Origin of the sequence: Streptococcus sp. Marseille-P7376 (assembly GCF_902460385.1) — a bacterium.
In the GTDB taxonomy this organism is placed as follows: Bacteria; Bacillota; Bacilli; order Lactobacillales; family Streptococcaceae; genus Streptococcus; species Streptococcus sinensis.
Genome location: NZ_CABPTS010000003.1, coordinates 82945 through 103277 on the forward strand (window position 1 = coordinate 82945; position 20333 = coordinate 103277).

At 35.7% G+C, this 20333-nt stretch carries 19 protein-coding genes and 1 tRNA gene; 12 read left to right on the forward strand and 8 right to left on the reverse strand.

Features of this window, described 5'->3' with window-relative positions; all coding sequences use genetic code 11:
* The first annotated feature begins 19 nt into the window (after positions 1-19).
* The 8 genes from FZ952_RS03060 (at position 20) to FZ952_RS03100 (ending at position 14131) form a co-directional block, all read left to right on the forward strand.
* Positions 20-1831 (forward strand): NACHT domain-containing protein, encoded by a 1812-nt coding sequence (locus FZ952_RS03060; protein ID WP_148880553.1) that lies wholly within the window; start codon positions 20-22, stop codon positions 1829-1831.
* 23 nt (positions 1832-1854) lie between these two features.
* A complete protein-coding gene (locus FZ952_RS03065) occupies positions 1855-2946 on the forward strand; it encodes a nucleotidyltransferase (RefSeq protein WP_148880554.1) in 1092 nt (363 codons plus the stop codon).
* A 138-nt stretch (positions 2947-3084) separates the two neighbouring features.
* Positions 3085-3966: a class II fructose-bisphosphate aldolase gene (locus FZ952_RS03070; RefSeq protein WP_148880555.1), complete on the forward strand. Its 882-nt coding sequence runs from the start codon at positions 3085-3087 to the stop codon at positions 3964-3966.
* A gap of 283 nt (positions 3967-4249) precedes the next feature.
* Positions 4250-5242, forward strand: coding sequence for an ATP-binding cassette domain-containing protein (locus FZ952_RS03080; protein WP_148880557.1), 993 nt, complete (start codon positions 4250-4252; stop codon positions 5240-5242).
* 1 nt (position 5243) lies between these two features.
* Positions 5244-6062 carry an ABC transporter permease gene (locus tag FZ952_RS03085; RefSeq protein ID WP_148880558.1) on the forward strand — a complete coding sequence of 273 codons (819 nt, stop codon included), beginning with the start codon at positions 5244-5246 and terminating at the stop codon, positions 6060-6062.
* A gap of 1 nt (position 6063) precedes the next feature.
* The gene (locus FZ952_RS03090; RefSeq protein WP_148880559.1) at positions 6064-6849 is read left to right on the forward strand and encodes an ABC transporter permease; all 786 of its coding nucleotides are present in this window, start codon (positions 6064-6066) and stop codon (positions 6847-6849) included.
* A gap of 431 nt (positions 6850-7280) precedes the next feature.
* Positions 7281-13847: a S8 family serine peptidase gene (locus tag FZ952_RS03095; RefSeq protein ID WP_148880560.1), complete on the forward strand. Its 6567-nt coding sequence runs from the start codon at positions 7281-7283 to the stop codon at positions 13845-13847.
* A gap of 211 nt (positions 13848-14058) precedes the next feature.
* Positions 14059-14131: transfer RNA gene (locus FZ952_RS03100), tRNA-Thr, on the forward strand.
* A 40-nt stretch (positions 14132-14171) separates the two neighbouring features.
* On the opposite strand, the gene FZ952_RS03105 is transcribed toward FZ952_RS03100, so the two are convergent.
* The 5 genes from FZ952_RS03105 to FZ952_RS03125 form a co-directional block, all read right to left on the reverse strand.
* The gene (locus FZ952_RS03105) at positions 14172-15260 is read right to left on the reverse strand and encodes a site-specific integrase (RefSeq protein ID WP_148880561.1); all 1089 of its coding nucleotides are present in this window, start codon (positions 15258-15260) and stop codon (positions 14172-14174) included.
* Between the two features lie 118 nt (positions 15261-15378).
* Entirely contained in the window at positions 15379-15975 is a 597-nt protein-coding gene (locus FZ952_RS03110) for a CD20-like domain-containing protein (protein WP_148880562.1), read from the reverse strand.
* A gap of 47 nt (positions 15976-16022) precedes the next feature.
* A complete protein-coding gene (locus FZ952_RS03115; RefSeq protein WP_148880563.1) occupies positions 16023-16412 on the reverse strand; it encodes an ImmA/IrrE family metallo-endopeptidase in 390 nt (129 codons plus the stop codon).
* A gap of 201 nt (positions 16413-16613) precedes the next feature.
* Entirely contained in the window at positions 16614-17309 is a 696-nt protein-coding gene (locus FZ952_RS03120) for a DUF3800 domain-containing protein (RefSeq protein WP_148880564.1), read from the reverse strand.
* Complete coding sequence (locus FZ952_RS03125) at positions 17302-17676, reverse strand: helix-turn-helix domain-containing protein (protein ID WP_039677523.1); 375 nt, start codon at positions 17674-17676, stop codon at positions 17302-17304. Before FZ952_RS03125 ends, FZ952_RS03120 begins: the two co-directional genes overlap by 8 nt.
* Before the next feature lie 286 nt (positions 17677-17962).
* Between FZ952_RS03125 and FZ952_RS11550 the strand changes: the two genes are divergently transcribed.
* A complete protein-coding gene (locus tag FZ952_RS11550) occupies positions 17963-18127 on the forward strand; it encodes a hypothetical protein (RefSeq protein ID WP_187423857.1) in 165 nt (54 codons plus the stop codon).
* Here FZ952_RS11550 and FZ952_RS03130 read toward each other — a convergent pair.
* Positions 18111-18470, reverse strand: a complete 360-nt coding sequence (locus FZ952_RS03130; RefSeq protein WP_039677522.1) for a hypothetical protein — start codon at positions 18468-18470, stop codon at positions 18111-18113. The two genes, FZ952_RS11550 and FZ952_RS03130, sit on opposite strands and share 17 nt — an antisense overlap.
* Before the next feature lie 59 nt (positions 18471-18529).
* On the opposite strand from FZ952_RS03130, the gene FZ952_RS03135 reads away from it, so the two are divergent.
* Positions 18530-18742, forward strand: a complete 213-nt coding sequence (locus FZ952_RS03135; RefSeq protein ID WP_039677521.1) for a helix-turn-helix domain-containing protein — start codon at positions 18530-18532, stop codon at positions 18740-18742.
* A 119-nt stretch (positions 18743-18861) separates the two neighbouring features.
* Here the strand turns inward: FZ952_RS03135 and FZ952_RS03140 are convergent, their stop codons facing one another.
* Positions 18862-19176 carry a hypothetical protein gene (locus FZ952_RS03140; RefSeq protein ID WP_039677520.1) on the reverse strand — a complete coding sequence of 105 codons (315 nt, stop codon included), beginning with the start codon at positions 19174-19176 and terminating at the stop codon, positions 18862-18864.
* Complete coding sequence (locus FZ952_RS03145; RefSeq protein ID WP_148880565.1) at positions 19176-19595, reverse strand: hypothetical protein; 420 nt, start codon at positions 19593-19595, stop codon at positions 19176-19178. The genes FZ952_RS03140 and FZ952_RS03145 overlap by 1 nt, the downstream gene beginning before the upstream one ends.
* A gap of 56 nt (positions 19596-19651) precedes the next feature.
* Here FZ952_RS03145 and FZ952_RS03150 point away from each other — a divergent pair, with 56 nt between their 5' ends.
* Together FZ952_RS03150 and FZ952_RS03155 are read left to right on the forward strand one after the other, a co-directional pair.
* Positions 19652-19996 (forward strand): hypothetical protein, encoded by a 345-nt coding sequence (locus FZ952_RS03150; RefSeq protein ID WP_148880566.1) that lies wholly within the window; start codon positions 19652-19654, stop codon positions 19994-19996.
* Between the two features lie 45 nt (positions 19997-20041).
* Positions 20042-20332 (forward strand): hypothetical protein, encoded by a 291-nt coding sequence (locus tag FZ952_RS03155; RefSeq protein WP_048765939.1) that lies wholly within the window; start codon positions 20042-20044, stop codon positions 20330-20332.
* Position 20333: the final 1 nt, after the last annotated feature.

Genomic DNA, 20333 nt, shown 5'->3' on the forward strand with positions numbered 1-20333 from the left:
GCTTAGGAGGTAAGGAAAAATGAGTATACCAGTACCATTTAGTGATATTATTGAAAAAGAAGTAATTACCAATATACCCAAAATTTATCAAAAGTTAAAGCAAATTTATAAGGACTTACAGTTTAAAACAGAAGAAGAGTTAGGTGTTGTTTATCAGAACTATTTAAAATTTACTTATGATAAATATTCTAAAGTTAAAACATTGCTTTATAAAAACGAAGGTAAGTTTATATATGATTTTTATGAACATGTTTATTTGAGTAGCGCTGGTTTAGAAAAGCTAGAAACTGATAATACTGAGCAGATTTTTAATAAGTCGTCTAATATTATTTTGACAGGAACTGGTGGGATTGGTAAATCAATGCTTGTAAAACATATTTTTATCAACCAAATACAACAAGCTACATCAATTCCAATATTTATTGAGTTAAAATCTCTTAATGATTTTGAGTTTTTGGACAACAGGTTAATTGATTTTATTTATCAGGAGATTCGAAACCATCATTTAGATTTAGAAAAGCAATATTTTGAGGTGACTTTAAATGCTGGAAGGTATACAATAATTTTCGACGGATTGGATGAAGTAAATCCGTCAAAACGTTCGTGGTTAGATAGAGAGATTAAAGAGTTTGTAACTTTATACAATGAAAATCGGTATGTTTTATCTTCAAGACCGTCTGAGGAATTTATCGGATGGAATCAATTTATTGAGTATGAAATTAGTAAAATGGATAAGGTGCAGGCACTAGCTTTAATCAATAAGCTGAATTATGATGAGAAAGTAAAAAAGCGTTTTTACAGAGAATTAAAGGTTCATTTATATGATACTCATGAATCTTTTGCTTCTATCCCACTCCTATTAACGATTATGTTAATGACTTACGAAGCTGGTGCTTCTATTCCAAATAATTTAACTGATTTTTATAATCAGGCCTTTTATACATTGTACCAAAGACATGATGCTTCTAAATCAGGATACAAAAGAGAACTAAAAGCAAAATTAACCCCTGAGGAATTTCGAAATATATTAGCCTACATTGGTTTAAAAACATTCTTTGAAGGGAAAGTAGATTTCGATAGAACTACACTTGATGAAATAATTACTAAATATTGTTTAAAAAATAACCTTGAATTAAAGACGAATGATATAGTTTATGATGCGACTCATAGTGCTTGCATGATGCTCCAAGAAGGGATTAGTTTAAAGTTCTCTCATCGTTCGTTCCAAGAATACTTTGCTGCAGTAGGTGTCAATCAGCTAGATGATAAACTCCAAAAACAGATACTAATTAAGTGGTCTGAAGCAGATAGAAATAATATTACAGCTCATAGAACTTTTATGAATGCACTTTTCACAATACAGAAAGAAAGAACTTTCAAAAATTTATGTATTCCAATCATAGAAAGTATGGATGAAAAGTATAGAAGAATGGGGGATATCACAGAGAAAATTGTTACGTGTTTCAATTACTTTATCTGTAGAAAAGATAGTAGAGAAAACAAATTAGAACTGCACTTTTTACTAACAAAGGAAGTTCACTTTTACTTTAGTTTGCAATTTTTAATATTTGATAACATAGGGGTTGATATTTTGTCAATAAGCGATTACGAAAGCATTGAAAAATTAGAGGCAAGTATAGTATCGAATTGGGAGATAGATAAAAGAAAATATTATAATCGATTGACTGAGGTCGAAAAAAATTTAATTAATAAGTGGGTAAATGGCTGGTATTTTCGTAGACACAATTACTTAAAAGAATGGTCAATTAAATTCATTGAGGAAACAACCACTAAAAAACGGAGTCTACAGAATATAATTGATTCAATTTGATATTAAAGAAGTAGGAGAACATCATGACCATCACAGGTATTATCGCAGAGTTTAATCCTTTTCATAATGGCCACAAATACCTGCTGGATCAATCTTCTGGCCTGAAAATTATCGCTATGAGTGGCAACTTTGTTCAGCGGGGGGAGCCGGCTATCGTGGACAAGTGGACTCGAGCTCAGATGGCTTTAGAAGCTGGAGCGGATTTGGTCCTTGAGCTGCCTTTCTTGGTCAGTGTTCAGGCGGCAGATTTTTTCGCTAAGGGGGCAGTGGACATCTTAGAGAAGTTAGGTATTGATCAGCTGACTTTTGGAACCGAGGAAGTGCTGGACTATGAGAGTATTTCGAGGATCTATGGCGAGAAGGCAGAGCAGATGGAGGCTTATCTGGCTGGTCTGCCTGATTCCCTATCCTATCCCCAGAAGACTCAGGCCATGTGGCAGGAGTTTGCAGGGCTCAATTTCTCAGGCTCTACGCCTAACCATATCTTGGGCTTGGCCTATGCCAAGGCTGTGGCGGGAAAGGCTATAAAACTGTGCCCGATTCAACGTCAGGGAGCTGGCTATCATTCCTTATCAGCTAATCAGGAATTTGCTTCCGCAACTGCCCTTCGTCAGAATCTGGATCAGCCAGACTTTTTGAAAAAATTCACTCCAAGTTATAAGCTGCTTGAGACGGCACCCAAGGTGACTTGGTCGGACCTCTTTCCTTATCTTCGTTACCAAATCACGACTTGTCCGGACTTGACGGACTTTTATCAGGTCAATCAGGAGTTGGCTGTTCGGATTAAAGAGGCCCTGAAAAGCAGTGAGACCATAGAGGAGCTAGTTGAGCAGGTGGCGACCAAGCGCTATACCAAGGCTCGGGTTCGGCGTCTGTTGACCTATATCCTGGTCGGAGCTAGACAAGAAGACCTTCCATCAGGAATCCATATTTTAGGATTTTCCGAGCAGGGGCGCCAGCATTTGTCCAAGCTTAAGGGAAATGTTGAACTCGTCAGTCGAATTGGAAAAGAGCCATGGGACAGTGTGACCCAGCAAGCTGACAAGGTTTATCAGCTGGGCAATCCGGCATTTATGGAACAGAATTTTGGGCGAATTCCAATACAGGTTGATTGATAAAATGTTTATATGAAATGGCGTCTCTTTTATATTTACTTAAAATTTCAGGAAAAACTAGCATTTTCCTTGAAAAAGTGATAAAATAAACAATGTAAGTGGTTTAATCCACAAAAAATAAGAGGAGGCCTGATAACAATGGCAATCGTTTCAGCAGAAAAATTTGTCCAAGCAGCTCGTGACAATGGTTACGCAGTTGGTGGATTCAACACAAACAACCTTGAGTGGACTCAAGCTATCCTGCGCGCGGCAGAAGCTAAAAAAGCTCCAGTTTTGATCCAAACTTCTATGGGTGCTGCTAAGTACATGGGTGGATACAAGGTATGTAAATCTCTCATTGAAAACCTTGTAGAATCAATGGGTATTACTGTACCAGTTGCAATTCACTTGGACCACGGTCACTACGAAGATGCGCTTGAATGTATTGAAGTTGGCTATACTTCTATCATGTTTGACGGTTCACACCTTCCAGTAGAAGAAAACCTTAAGTTGGCTAAGGAAGTTGTTGAAAAAGCACACGCTAAAGGTATCTCAGTGGAAGCTGAAGTTGGTACTATCGGTGGTGAAGAAGACGGTATCATCGGTAGAGGTGAATTGGCTCCAATCGAAGATGCTAAAGCAATGGTTGAAACTGGAATTGACTTCTTGGCAGCAGGTATCGGTAACATCCACGGCCCTTACCCAGCAAACTGGGAAGGTCTTGACCTTGACCACTTGAAGAAATTGACAGAAGCTCTTCCTGGCTTCCCAATTGTATTGCACGGTGGTTCAGGTATTCCTGATGACCAAATCCAAGCAGCGATCAAACTTGGTGTTGCGAAAGTCAACGTAAACACTGAATGCCAAATCGCATTTGCAAACGCAACTCGTCAATTTGTACGTGAATACGATGCAAACGAAGCAGAATACGACAAGAAGAAACTCTTCGACCCACGTAAATTCTTGAAACCAGGTTTCGAAGCTATTACAGCAGCTGTTGAAGAACGTATTGACGTATTTGGTTCAGAAGGTAAAGCTTAATCAGGCTATATACAAAACAGAAACCTGCCCGTAAGGGTGGGTTTTTTGGTGTTTTAAGAAAACTATTAAACCAGAATTTTTGATTAAAAGTATTATTTTAGGAGAGAAATCTCTAATTTCATAATCTATAGGCAAACGCTTGCATTCAATTTTTTATTGGACTATAATAGGTTGGTATAAAGCCTTCTGTAAGAATAAAATGTAGAAGGTGTAGAAAGTAAGGATTTAGAATATTTGTAGTTAAAAATACAATGTTGCTATTCCTTGCGATAGGGAGATAGATATGGCAATGATAGAAGTGGAACATCTTCAGAAAAATTTTGTAAAGACTGTTAAGGAACCGGGTTTGAAGGGAGCTTTGCGCTCCTTTATTCATCCTGAAAAGCAGACCTTTGAAGCGGTCAAGGATTTGACTTTTGCAGTTCCAAAAGGGCAGATTTTAGGATTTATCGGGGCAAATGGTGCTGGGAAGTCGACAACCATCAAAATGTTGACAGGAATTTTAAAGCCGACATCGGGCTATTGTCGGATCAATGGCAAGATTCCTCAGGATAATCGCCAAGATTATGTCAAGGATATTGGAGTGGTCTTCGGACAACGCACCCAGTTATGGTGGGATTTGGCTCTACAAGAGACCTACACGGTCTTGAAAGAGATTTACGATGTGCCAGACTCGCTCTTTCATAAGCGCATGGACTTTTTGAATGAGGTCTTGGATTTGAAGGAATTTATCAAGGACCCCGTGCGAACTCTTTCACTTGGGCAACGGATGCGTGCGGACATTGCGGCTTCCTTGCTCCACAATCCTAAAGTTCTCTTTTTAGATGAGCCGACCATTGGTTTGGATGTGTCGGTCAAGGATAACATTCGTCGGGCCATTACTCAGATCAATCAAGAGGAAGCAACAACCATTCTCTTGACCACTCATGACTTGAGTGATATTGAGCAACTTTGTGATCGGATTTTTATGATTGACAAGGGGCAGGAGATTTTTGATGGAACGGTGAGCCAGCTCAAGGAGACCTTTGGCAAGATGAAGACTCTTTCCTTTGAACTGGTACCAGGTCAAAGTTATCTAGTTTCTCACTATGAAAGCTTTTCGGATATGACCATTGATAGACAAGGAAACAGCCTTAATATTGAATTCGATAGTTCCCACTACCAGTCGGCTGATATTATCAAGCAAACCTTGTCTGATTTTGAGATTCGCGATTTGAAGATAGTGGATACGGATATTGAGGATATTATCCGTCGCTTCTACCGAAAGGAGCTCTAAGATGGTCAAATTGTGGAGACGTTATAAACCCTTTATCAATGCAGGGATTCAGGAGTTGATTACCTATCGAGTCAACTTTATTCTCTATCGGATTGGCGATGTCATGGGGGCCTTTGTTGCTTTTTATCTTTGGAAGGCAGTCTTTGATTCGTCGCAAGAGTCTTTGATTCAGGGCTTCAGTATGGCGGATATCACCCTCTATATCATCATGAGTTTTGTGACTAATCTTTTGACTAGGTCTGATAGTTCTTTTATGATTGGAGAGGAGGTCAAGGATGGCTCCATTATCATGCGCTTGCTGAGACCAGTTCATTTTGCGGCCTCTTATCTCTTCACCGAGCTTGGTTCCAAGTGGTTGATTTTTGTCAGCGTTGGACTTCCTTTCTTAAGTGTGATTGTTTTGATGAAAATCCTCTCTGGGCAAGGCATTTTAGAAGTTCTGGGATTAACCGTCCTATATTTCTTTAGCTTAACGCTAGCCTACCTGATTAACTTTTTCTTTAATATCTGTTTTGGATTTTCAGCCTTTGTGTTTAAAAATCTATGGGGTTCCAATCTACTCAAGACTTCCATAGTTGCCTTTATGTCTGGAAGTTTGATTCCACTGGCTTTCTTTCCTAAAATCGTTTCAGACATTCTCTCCTTCTTGCCTTTTTCGTCCTTGATTTATACTCCAGTCATGATCATTGTTGGGAAATACGATGCCAGTCAGATTCTTCAAGCGCTTTTGCTACAGTTCTTCTGGCTCTTAGTGATGCTTGGCTTGTCTCAGTTGATTTGGAAACGAGTCCAGTCATTTATCACCATTCAAGGAGGTTAGTATGAAAAAATATCAGCGTATGCATCTGATTTTTATCAGACAATACATCAAGCAAATCATGGAATACAAGGTCGATTTTGTGGTTGGTGTGTTAGGTGTTTTCCTGACCCAAGGCTTGAACCTCTTGTTTCTCAACGTGCTCTTTCAACACATTCCATCGCTAGAAGGCTGGACCTTTCAGGAGATTGCATTTATCTATGGTTTTTCCTTGATTCCCAAGGGATTGGATCATCTCTTTTTTGACAATCTTTGGGCTCTAGGTCAGCGCTTGGTGCGAAAAGGTGAGTTTGACAAATATCTGACTCGTCCCATCAATCCTCTCTTTCATATCCTAGTTGAGACCTTTCAGATTGATGCCTTGGGCGAACTCTTGGTCGGTGGCATCCTACTGGGAACAACAGTCACTAGTATTGCTTGGACACTTCCCAAATTTTTGCTTTTCCTAGTCTGTATTCCTTTTGCGACCTTGATTTATACTTCCTTGAAAATCGCGACTGCCAGTATCGCTTTTTGGACCAAGCAATCAGGAGCCATGATTTACATTTTTTATATGTTTAATGACTTTGCAAAGTATCCGATTTCCATTTACAATTCGCTTCTTCGCTGGTTGATTAGCTTTATCGTTCCTTTTGCTTTTACCGCCTACTATCCTGCCAGCTATTTCTTGCAGGACAAAGACGGGCTCTTTAACATTGGTGGTTTGATTCTGATTTCCCTTGTCTTCTTTATCATTTCTTTGAAACTATGGGACAGGGGTTTGGACGCCTATGAAAGTGCTGGATCGTAAGAGTTAAATAGGATGAGAGTTAAAAATTAAATATGTTAAAAAACAACCGTTGAAAATTATTGCGGTTGTTTTTGCATGTTTATTGAGGCATAAATTGTATCAGTTCCCCCACTTTTGAGATTTCGGTAGTTATTCAAGTCGATTGATAATATTTTTGATGGTACGAATGAGTTTATACTGTACCCAGTTAACTACAAAATTTATTGACTAGATTTTTTGTTAACACGGATTAAAAAAAAAATTAAGCAGTATTAATTTTTCTTGACTTAAATTTTTTAAATGATATACTATTTTTCAGAGAGCTATCAATTATATATAAATGTACTACTCTATCCCACTAGATAATACTTCATAAAACTTTTTATAACAAAGGCTAGCAAAGTTAAAGTTTTCTATCTATTGGAAGTTAAATAAATATGTAAGGAATTAAAATGAAAAAAAGTACGGTATTGTCATTAACTGCAGCTGCAGTTATTTTAGCAGCATATGTCCCCAATGAGGTAGTGTTAGCAGACACATCTAGCTCTGAAGATGCTTTAAATATCTCTGATAAAGAAAAAGTAGTAGTAGATAAGGAAACAGAAAATAAAGAGAAACATGAAGATATTCATAATGCTATAGAAACTTCAAAGGATACTGAAGAGAAAAAAACAACAGTTATTGAGGAAAAGGAAGTTGTTAGTAAAAATCTTGAGATAGATAATAAAGAGAAACATGAAGATATTCATAATGCTATAGAAACTTCAAAGGATACTGAAGAGAAAAAAACAACAGTTATTGAGGAAAAGGAAGTTGTTAGTAAAAATCTTGAGATAGATAATAAAACTAGTAATGAAGAAGCCAAAATCAAAGAAGAAGATTTCGATCAAACCAAAAGAGAACGTGCAGATTCATTTGTAAATAAAGACACAGAGAATCCGAAAAAAGAAGATAAAATTGTCTATATTGCTGAATTTAAAGATAAAGAATCTAGAGAAAAAGCGATCAAGGAACTATCAAATCTTAAGAATACAAAAGTTTTATATACTTATGATAGAATTTTTGACGGTAGTGCTATTGAAACAACTCCAGATAACTTGGACAAAATTAAACAAATAGAAGGTATTTCATCAATTGAACGATCACAAAAGGTCCAACCAATGATGAATCATGCCAGAAAGGAAATTGGAGTTGAAGAGGCTATCGATTACCTAAAGTCTATTAATGCTCCATTTGGTAAAAATTTTGATGGTAGAGGTATGGTCATTTCAAATATCGATACCGGGACAGATTATAGGCATAAGGCTATGAGAATCGATGATGATGCCAAAGACTCAATGAGATTTAAAAAAGAAGACTTAAAAGGTACTGATAAAAATTATTGGTTGAGTGACAAAATCCCTCATGCGTTTAATTATTATAATGGTGGGAAAATTACAGTAGAAAAAACTGATGATGGTGCCGATTATTTTGATCCACATGGGATGCATATTGCAGGGATTCTAGCGGGAAATGATACTGAAAAAGACATCAAGAACTTTAATGGAATAGATGGAATTGCGCCTAATGCACAAATTTTCTCTTATAAAATGTACTCTGACGCAGGATCTGGCTTCGCAGGGGATGAAACAATGTTTCATGCTATTGAAGATTCAATCAAACACAATGTCGATGTTGTTTCGGTATCATCTGGCTTTACAGGAACCGGTCTTGTAGGTGAGAAATATTGGCAAGCCATTAGAGCATTAAGAAAAGCAGGCATTCCAATGGTTGTAGCTACGGGTAACTATGCGACTTCTGCTTCAAGTTCTTCTTGGGATTTAGTAGCCAATAATAATCTGAAAATGACAGATACTGGAAATGTAACACGAACTGCAGCACATGAAGATGCGATAGCAGTTGCTTCTGCTAAAAATCAAACCGTTGAGTTTGATAAGGTTAACATTGGAGGACAAAGTTTTAAATACAGAAATATAGGGGCTTTTTTTGATAAAAATAAAATCCTGACAAATGAGGATGGGTCAAAAGCTCCAAATAAATTAAAATTTGTATATATAGGCAAAGGTCAAGACAAAGATTTGATAGGATTGGATCTTAAGGGCAAAATTGCAGTAATGGATCGAATTTATACCAAGGATTTAAAAGATGCTTTTAAAAGAGCTACGGATAAAGGCGCACGTGCCATTATGGTTGTAAATACTGTAAATTACTACAATAGAGATAATTGGACAGAGCTTCCAGCAATGGGATATGAAGCGGATGAAGGGACTAAAAGTCAAGTATTTTCAATTTCAGGAGATGATGGTGTAAAGCTATGGAATATGATTAATCCTGATAAAAAAACTGAAGTCAAAAGGAATAATAAAGAAGATTTTAAAGATAAATTGGAGCAATACTATCCAATTGATATGGCAAGCTATAATTCTAATAAACCGAATGTAGGTGACGAAAAAGAGATTGACTTTAAATTTGCATCTGACACAGACAAAGAACTGTATAAAGAAGATATCATCGTTCCAGCAGGGTCTACATCTTGGGGACCGAGAACAGATTTACTTTTAAAACCTGATGTTTCAGCACCCGGTAAAAATATTAAATCTACTCTCAATGTCATTAATGGTAAATCAACTTATGGCTATATGTCAGGAACTAGTATGGCGACTCCAATCGTAGCAGCTTCTACTGTTTTGATTAGACCGAAGTTAAAGGAAATGATTGAAAGACCTGTATTGAAAAATCTTAAGGGAGATGACAAGATAGACCTTACAAGTCTTACCAAAATAGCTCTACAAAATACTGCACGCCCTATGATGGATGCGACTTCTTGGAAAGAAAAAAGTCAATACTTTGCATCACCTAGACAACAGGGAGCAGGGCTAATTAATGTTGCCAATGCTTTGAGAAATGAAGTCGTCGCGACTTTCAAAAACACGGATTCTAAAGGTTTGGTAAACTCTTATGGTTCTATTTCTCTTAAAGAAATAAAAGGAGATAAAAAATACTTTACAATTAAGCTTCACAATACATCCAACAGACCTTTGACCTTTAAAGTTTCAGCATCAGCGGTAACTACAGATGCTCTAACTGACAGACTAAAACTGGATGAAACATACAAAGACGAAAAATCTCCAGAAGGGAAGCAAATTGTTCCAGAAATTCACCCAGAAAAAGTCAAAGGTGCAAATATCACATTTGAGCATGATACTTTCACTATAGGACCAAATTCTAGCTTTGATTTAAATGCGGTTATAAATGTTGGGGAGGCTAAAAACAAAAATAAATTTGTAGAATCATTTATTCATTTTGAGTCAGTGGAAGAAATGGAAGCTCTAAACTCCAACGGTAAGAAAATAAACTTCCAACCTTCTTTGTCGATGCCTCTAATGGGATTTGCTGGGAATTGGAACCACGAACCAATACTTGATAAATGGGCTTGGGAAGAAGGATCAAAATCAAAAACAATGGAAGGTTATGATGATGATGGTAAACCAAAAATTCCAGGTACCTTAAATAAGGGGATTGGTGGAGAACATGGTATAGATAAATTTAATCCAGCAGGAGTTATACAAAATAGAAAAGATAAAAATAGAACATCCCTAGATCAAAATCCAGAATTATTTGCTTTCAATAACGAAGGAATCAACGCACCATCATCAAGTGGTTCTAAGATTGCTAACATTTATCCTTTAGATTCAAATGGAAATCCTCAAGATGCTCAACTTGAAAGAGGATTAACACCTTCACCACTTGTATTAAGAAGTGCAGAAGAAGGATTGATTTCAATAGTAAATACAAATAAAGAGGGAGAAAATCAAAGAGACTTAAAAGTCATCTCGAGAGAACACTTTATTAAAGGAATTTTAAACTCTAAAAGAAATGATGCAAAGGGCATTAAATCTTCTAAGCTAAAAGTTTGGGGTGACTTGAAATGGGATGGACTCATTTATAACCCTAGAGGTAGAGAAGAAAATGCACCAGAAAGTAACGATAACCAAGATCCAGCTACTAGGATAAGAGGTCAATTTGAACCAATTGCAGAAGGTCAATATTTCTATAAATTTAAATATAGATTAACTAAGGATTACCCATGGCAGGTTTCCTATATTCCTGTAAAAATTGATAACACAGCCCCTAAGATTGTTTCGGTTGATTTTTCAAATCCTGAAAAAATTAAGTTGATTACAAAGGATACTTATCACAAGGTAAAAGAGCAATACAAGAATGAAACTTTATTTGCTAGAGATCAAAAAGAACATCCTGAAAAATTTGATGAGATTGCAAACGAAGTTTGGTACGCTGGCGCCGCTCTTGTTAATGAAGATGGAGAGGTTGAGAAAAATCTTGAAGTAACTTATGCAGGTGAGGGTCAAGGAAGAAATAGAAAACTTGACAAAGACGGAAATACCATTTATGAAATTAGTGGTGCAGGAGATTTAAGAGGAAAAATCATTGAAGTAATTGCATTAGATGGCTCTAGCAATTTCACAAAGATTCATAGAATTAAATTTGCTGATCATGCTGATGAAAAGGGCATGATTTCCTATTATTTAGTAGATCCGGATCAAGATTCATCTAAATATCAAAAACTTGGAGAAATTCCTGAATCTAAATTTAAGAATTTAAAAAATGTTAAAGATGATAGCCTAAACAAAGATACAACTGAGGTAGAACATCATCATCATGAAAATGAAGAGGCTACCGAAGAAAAATCTACTTTTACTATCAATAAAGCTATTTCAACAATTAGAGATTTTGAAAGTAAAGACTTAAAGAAACTCATTAAAAAGAAATTTAGAGAAGTTGATGACTTTACAAGTGAAACTGGTAAGAGAATAGAGGAATACGATTATAAATACGATGATAAGGGAAATATCATTGCTTATGACGATGGTAGTGCCTTACAATATGAAACTGAAAAACTTGACGAAATAAAATCAAAAATTTATGGTGTACTAAGCCCGTCTAAAGATGGACACTTTGAAATTCTTGGAAAGATAAGTAACGTTTCTAAAAATGCCAAGGTATACTATGGAAATAACTATAAAACGATAGAAATCAAAACGACCAAGTATGATTCCCACTCAAAAACGATGACATTTGATTTATACGCTAATATTAATGATATTGTGGATGGATTAGCTTTTGCAGGAGATATGAGATTCTTTGTTAAAGATGATGATCGGATAAAAGCTGAGACTAAAATTAGAATGCCTGAAAAAAATAAGGAAACTAAAACAGAATATCCCTATGCATCAAGTTATGGGAATGTCATAGAATTAGGGGAAGGAGATCTTTCAAAAAATAAACCAAACAATTTAACTGAAATGGAATCTGGTAAAATCTACTCTGATTCAGAAAAACAACAATATCTGTTAAAGGATAACATCATTCTAAGAAAAGGCTATGCACTAAAAGTGACTACCTATAATCCTGGAAAAACAGATATGTTAGAAGGAAATGGGGTCTATAGCAAGGAAGATATAGCAAAAATACAAAAGGCCAATCCTAATATAAGAGTCCTTTCAGAAAAAATAATTTATGCTGATAGTAGAAATGTTGAAGATGGAAGAAGTACTCAATCAGTATTAATGTCGGCTTTGGACGGCTTTAACATTGTAAGGTATCAAGTGTTTACATTTAAAATGAATGATAAAGGGGAAGCAATAGATAAGGATGGAAATCTTGTAACAGATCCTTCTAAACTTGTATTATTTGGTAAGGATGGTAAAGAGTACACTGGAGAGGATAAGTCCAATGTAGAAGCTATAAAAGAAGATGGCTCTATGTTATTTATTGATGCAAAACCAGTAAACCTTTCAATGGACAAGAACTACTTTAATCCATCTAAATCTAATAAAATTTATGTACGAAATCCAGAATTTTATTTAAGAGGTAAGATTTCTGATAAGGGTGGTTTTAACTGGGAGTTGAGAGTTAATGAATCGGTTGTAGATAATTATTTAATCTACGGAGATTTACACATTGATAACACTAGAGATTTTAACATTAAACTTAATGTTAAAGACGGTGACATCATGGACTGGGGAATGAAAGACTATAAAGCAAACGGATTTCCAGATAAGGTAACAGATATGGATGGAAATGTTTATCTTCAAACTGGATATAGCGATTTGAATGCGAAAGCGGTTGGTGTACACTATCAATTTTTATATGATAATGTTAAACCAGAAGTAAACATTGATCCTAAGGGAAATACTAGTATCGAATATGCTAACGGAAAATCTGTAGTCTTTAACATCAATGATAAGAGAAATAATGGATTCGATGGTGAGATTCAAGAACAACATATTTATGTAAATGGAAAAGAATACAAATCATTGGATGATATTAAACAACTAACGGATAAGACACTAAATATTAAGATTGTTGTAAAAGATTTCGCAAGAAATACGACTGTAAAAGAATTCATTTTAAACAAAGATACGGGAGAGGTAAGCGAATTAAAACCTCATACGGTGACTGTGACCATTCAAAATGGAAAAGAAATGAGTTCAACGATAGTGTCGGAAGAAGATTTCATTTTACCTGTCTATAAGGGTGAATTAGAAAAAGGATATCAATTTGATGGCTGGGAAATTTCTGGTGTCGAAGGGAAAAAAGATGCTGGCTATGTTATCAATCTATCAAAAGATACCCTTATAAAACCTGTATTCAAGAAAATAGAGGAGAAAAAGGAGGAGGAAAATAAACCTACTTTTGATTTATCGAAAAAGAAAGAAAAAACACAATCTGATTCAACTAATGATGTCAACAGTATTGTTTCTGATGAAAATGATAAAAACTTTGAAATTAACAAGAACGTTTATCTAAATGAACAAGGGAACGTAACTAATAAAAATACAGACACCAATAGTAAATCAACTATTAACAATCCTAATGAGTTGCCAAAAACCGGAACAGCAAGTGGAGTCCAGACGCTATTAGCTGCCGGAATAATGTTTATAGTAGGAGCTTTTCTTGGATTGAAGAAAAAAATCAAGATTGAGACAAAGTTATAGAAAATAATGGTTTATGTACTGAGATTAGATAGTGAGGTGATGACATAGTTTTGTGAAAATATTGATTTATAAATATAGTATTTAGATTTCTATGAAAATCCGAGATTTTAAAGAGATATATGTAAAAGCCTTGTCTCAGGACAGGCTTTTTCTAATGGAGATAAAAATTTCTTGACATCTATTCTCAGAGTGCTATACTAAAAGGGTAATCGCCGATTTAGCTCAGTTGGTAGAGCAACGCACTCGTAACGCGTAGGTCACAGGTTCAAGCCCTGCAATCGGCATAAATATACAGAGAAAACCCTTGATTTACAAGGGGTTTTGTTATGTTTGCCCCAAATCCGCCCCAAATTTTTCAAAAATATTTCTGATGAGGTTGTGGTTCTTATCTTTCAGTTTGTCTAGTTGGTGCGCATAGACTTTTAATGTGATATTTAGGTTCTCATGTCCAAGTAATTGTGAGATTGATATTAAATCAACTCCCTGAGAGATCAAATAAGAGGCGTATGTGTGTCTCAAAGAGTGGACGTGGACATTTCTACCAACAATCTTCTTAATCGTCTTATTTGCGGCCGTATTTGATACAGCGTTAAATATTCTACCTTGTTTGTCAGGGACAGCATATTTTTCTTGATAAGTTTTTAAAAACTGGACTGTGAGATCGTCTATCGGGATTTTACGGATAGAGCTTTTATTTTTTGTAGGGGCAAAGTCGAAAGTTGCATTATAAGAATATGTCTTGTTAACATCGATAAGTTTATTATCAAAATCGATGTCAGACCAGGTAAGACCGACGGCTTCCGCAAATCTCATTCCTGTGACTGCAATGAGATAGAGAATGAAGTATGAGTGATAGTTGATATGTAGACTTGTTTGGTGGATGAGATTCAAATATTCTTCTTCTTCGAGAAATTTAGCTTCTGTTGGAGTTTTGCCAACGTGCGACCGAATCCGAGCAAAATCGCAAAAATTTCTATCTAGGATGCCCTCGTAAACAGCCATCTTTATAGCTGCCTTTAGATGACAATGAAATTTTTCCACAGTTTCTTGGGAATGCGTGCTTGAAAACTCGTTTAAAACTTCCTGATACATACTATTCGTGACCTGATGCAGCTTAATATCTTTAAAATATTTTTTAATCTTATCTCCAGTATATTTATATTTTTTCCAGGTAATCGTTGTAACATTTGGCTTTTTGTGGATTTTCGCCCAATTATCATAGTACTTAGCCAAAGTTTGATTTTCGTCAATAATAATATTCTTCTGGATTTTTCTCTCAGCTTCTATAGCTGCTTGATTAGCTAGAGCTTTAGTCTTAAAGCCTGATTTTGATTTCTGCTTATACTTGCCGTCAGGGGTTTTATAAGAGATGCGATATTCCCAGCCGTTTTCTCTTTTTCTAAAATATGCCATCTTGTTTTTTACCTCATTTTCTGCTAAAATGGGGATAGTAAAAGAGGCTTTTGAATGCCTTTTTACTACACTAAGTTAGTCCTCACGCCTTGCTTTGGTCGGCAGCGTGGGGATTTTTTTAATCTAGACCGTTTGAAACCTTAACCGTCAAAAGGAAAGATCCATCTTCTTGCTTTGCGAAAGTAAGAATGACAGTTTGAAATTTGCTTCCTGTAGATGTATATGTGATTGTTTTGCTTTCGTAGTCGCTGATAGTAGTGGTGTTTTCGTCGGATGGAGCTCCGTGATCGCGGATGACATCCTCGTAATTCGTCCCACCAGCACCATTGTTTGTGATGTCACCTTCCTGAAGGGCATCAAATTGTTCTTTTGTCCATGTAAACTTTGCGTCCTCTCCCTTTTGTGACGACTCAATAGATGAGCTGACAGAACTTGCAACAGATTCCAGGTTCTTGCTCGTTTCGTTGAGTGCATGAGAGTAGAATGATTGAGTAACAAGAACGATAATAAGAGACAGAATAGAAATGACAGAGCCAATAATAGCCAAGGTTTTCTGTTTTTTCCGATTGACAATCAACCCGACAACACCAAGGATAAGAGCCAGAATCCCGATTAAAAACGATAGATTGTTAATGATTGGAATCCATGATCCGACCAAAGCGATTGCTCCAAAGACAATGGCTAAAATACCTAAAGCTTTGCTTTCTTGCTGCATAAATAAACCTCCTCAGCTTTTAGTGTGGTTCAGTGGTTGCACATTTTTTAACTAATTAAATTCAAGTATTCTTCTTTAATCATTGCTTCATCAGCGATGGTTTTTAATTTGTATTTTTGCATAAAAGTGAGGTAGTTGAATTGTTCTTTTTCCTCAAATTCATCTAATTCCGCTTTCATGAGATATCGGATCATATTTCTATTAGCCTGAGCTTCATATTTTTCTCTAAAAATTGAGTAGAGATGTGTTAGTTGGTCCTTATGACCTAGCTCGTGTAATGTAATCTTAATTCTATCTTCTGGTGGGATTTTGGAGCTAATAAACATTGTCTTTAATGCAGAAATATAGAAAGCTTCGTCACTATCTGCATTATGTATCTCATTATCAAAAACAGAAATTCTAATTCCGAACTCTTGAAAAAGCTCTTTCTCTGTCATAAGCATCATCCTTTATTGCTTAGATAATCAAAAAAGGTCTTGTCATGATAACAAGACCTTTCCAAATGGGGAGACGTACTTCACATACGCTTAATTAATCAATCTCTTACCCACTTGATTTAACAGTGTTTTTCAACCTGTAAATAAATTGTACAACACTTGAAGGTCTTTTGTCAACTAGTTCGCTAACTTTTTTTATTTCTAAGGTAACCATAAGTGAATATGGTTTGGTATTGTTCGTAATGGTAACCTATTATGGACATATGAGTTCGATACTCTATTTGCGAGAATATCGGCTGCTTGTATGAGATAGTCATTTTCTGATACACAAGAGCGAGTATAGACAGAAAAGTCAGCGTTCAGGATAGGGGAATAGAATTTTCCGTAATTGAAATTATAAATCCCCTCATGCAACTCTTCAAATACTCCATCCCCTAGTCCATAAAGTCCATTTGTTGCAAAGCCTTGTTGATCAATATTGATATGTAGTTCAATATCTTGATTTGGGTCAATTAGGTTTTGAGTTATTAGATGTTGAAATAGCTTTTTTACAACTCGTCTAATCGCATAGTCTTTAAATCGTTGTCTAGATTTTTTATCAGCGAGTATATATTCTTTTAGATTTGAAACTTTCATACTGACATCAAAGCTGATTTCATTTTGTAAGATACGATAGAGAGAAGAGCGGTGGTTTATGTTTTCGAGATTGGAAGCTTTTAATTCAAACTCGAAGTTATTAGCTTCAGCTATCTGGTGCACTAGTTTTTTGTACCGTCCTTTAGCTTTATTTTTTGGAGAGTCTCCAATAAAACAGTGACCTGCATAGACAAAGTAGTTAGAGTTTTTTTCAAGTCTTCCAGAATCATCAATAAATAGATGAATTTTTTGTTTATTCATTAGCATCTCCCTGACTTCGTAGGAAGGCCTCTATAATACTTTGTATGGATTTTTTATCTTGATCAGTCAATGGCTTGCCGTTGAATCGCATGGCGGTGCTGGCTAATTGCTCAACATCGACCTCTTGACCTTCAAAGTAAAATTTTTCTGGTTCACCAGCAATAGCTGGATTATCCGTCCTACCTAAAAGATAATCGGTAGATACACCGAAATAATCAGCGATTTCTCTCAATACTTTAGAACTAGGATTACTTCTTTTTAAGCGATAAAGAGTATTTGTTCCATATCCTAGCTTTTCTTCTAAAACATTTATAGAAATCCCTTGTTTATCAGCTAATTCTTTTATTTTATCGAATGCTACAAACATTGAATTATCAACCTTTCTAAGCAACACGAAAAAATATTTTAAAATATTTGTATAAAACTGTTGACAATCTTAGTCAAATGTTTTAAAATTATATTCGTAAGCTAAAGAGTTAGCGAACAAGACAACTAAAAAATAAAGCCTTAAAAAATTGATTGGCGTCGTTTTTATAGGTCAACCTTACATTTTAGTAAGTCTTTTCTCTATGTTCTAATTTTAAAACATTTGACTAAGTTTGTCAATAAGTTCGCTAACTTTTTAGTTAATTTTTTAAAAAGGAGGAAGAATAATGAAATCTATCTTTGAACGGATAGCAAAAAGCCTTGAAATCATTGCAACTGAATTCAAGGCATCGAGGGTAGCAAGGGAAGAACTGAAACAACATTTAGACCAAATTGAATCAACATTGCATGAATTAAAGGCTAATCCCTTTGGAATCAAAGAAAAGGAATAGCGTTTTTAATCTTGGCAGCATAATCAAGAACGGTGTCAATCGTATCTTTGAAATCAGTTTCAAGTTCAGAAATTGCTTCTGTCGTGATGTAGAGTGTGTAAAAACTATTATCTGCTAGAGTTCCTTCAATATAACCATATTTTCTTAGTTCAAAACAGGTATCTAGTATATCTTCTTTTGACCATTCAGGCATGATGTTAGTTTTAAGAAAATCAATGCTGTGGAAGTTTCTGGCTTGAGATTTACGAATTTGTTCCCTTCTTCTCTTAATGTATTCAGCGTACATAGAAGAAATCAAAAACTTTGCATCGTTCGTTAGTTTGCTATTGTCTAATTTATTCATGACTTATCCTCCTTTCCGTGATGATAAGTCAATTATATCAAAATCAAGAAAGGAAAATTATGAGCCAACAACATAAAAAATGGATTCAACTTGTCAAAGACAAGCTGAATGAAGAAAATATGACGCAAACTCATTTAGCGCGAGCTTGTGGAGTCAAAAAACCAACTATTTCAGAGCTGCTAAGGTATGGGAAAGGCAGTGATAAACTCAAAAATCGAGTTTGTGATGTGCTGCGAATTTCTGACAGCTGGGTAGATTTGGAGGAAGAGTGATGGCTATTATCATTTTTATTTTCAATATCGCTGTAATCGTGACAAATTTGGTTATCGTCCGTCGAAATTTACGTGAACATAAATTGTTAAACAGAGTAATCAGGTTTTATTGGGATGATTTAAAGCGATAGTGAGATGAGTGTGTGGAGTTTGACAATTTCAACTTCCGGGAACTCTAGTCGCTTAATTTGACCATTTACATATGTTTGAAGGAAAAAATTTGAAACAGTTCGTTGGCGTAGAAAATCACGTACTTCACCATAAAGTACGATGATGGTCTGATCTTTGTAGGATGTAAAAAAAGATTTATCAGCAAGGATGTGTTGGAATTTCTGGTAGTATGGCTGTCCGTCAATGATTAGGTGATCTATAGTGTCCCATTTAAGATCGTGCTTAATAGTTAGTGTGCAAAGTTCATCAATTAGATTTTCCATTACTTTAAGTCCTTTCGGTTTGAAAACATGCTTTCTAGATCATTAAAAATATCTACAAAGTCTGCGTATTTGACTTCTCTTTCATTTTTTATCTCTTTATATTTATTAAGTGGTTCGGCAATCAACTTGTTGTGTTTTGTCAAATATGGAAAGTTACTTTCAAATTTTGACATTAATTTATACAGTTGAACAAAAATTTTTTCAGGGATAGCTGATTGTCTGTCGTCAATGTTATCAATGAGAGCTTTGATAGCTTCCATCTGACCGAGATAGTAGTCATTTTCTTGATGAAACAGGCTAACTTCTTGCGCCTCTTCTAATTTTCCACGAGTTATAAAAGCTACTCTGAAAGTATAGATAGTCAAAAATAATCCAATCGGAGCTGTAAGAGTGTTAAATATTTCTAGCCATTTGATCATACTATTATCCCCTTAATTATTTAATTTAATTATATCACAGAAAGGAATTTAGATGAATGACTGTAACTAGAGAAATGTTGCCAATTGAAATCACTGTTCTTAATACTATTAAAAACAGTGCAACTTTTGACCTTCCAATTCAAGCAAGCGAATTAAGAATAAGCACAGGTCTTTCAAAGCGAAAGCTAGAAGAAGTGATCGAGAGCTTGCGAGTCAACTTTCATCATCCAATCGTTGCCAAGAAACGAAAGCCAAATGGCTACTATCTGCCAAAAACAGCAGCAGAGCGTGATGATGGGCTGGCACCGTACAAGCGGCAAATCCTGACTGAACAAAAGAACCTTGCAGCTGTCATGGCAGTTAATCTGACAGACTATTGGTCAGAAACAGAAAAAGCCTGACGGCAATCAGGCTTTGAAATAAATAAAATACAAGAGGATTATATCATGAATGAGCTAATGAATCAACTGTTAGACCAGTTTGAGGCTGGTTTGATGGATAGAGCCTTGAAAGTCATGCACGTCGTGACTGATGAAAAGAGGCGTTATCCGATGGAGTTAAACAAATCCCAATGCTCAGAAATGCTCTTGGGGACGAGAGATACAGGGACATTTGATGAGCGGTTTAACTGTCACAAGGATTTTCCGCGAATCGAAGGAAGACGCGATAAATTCCCTCGTGATGCGGTTATTGACTGGTATCACGAAAATTGGGAGCGGACGGCAGTGAGAAGTTGAG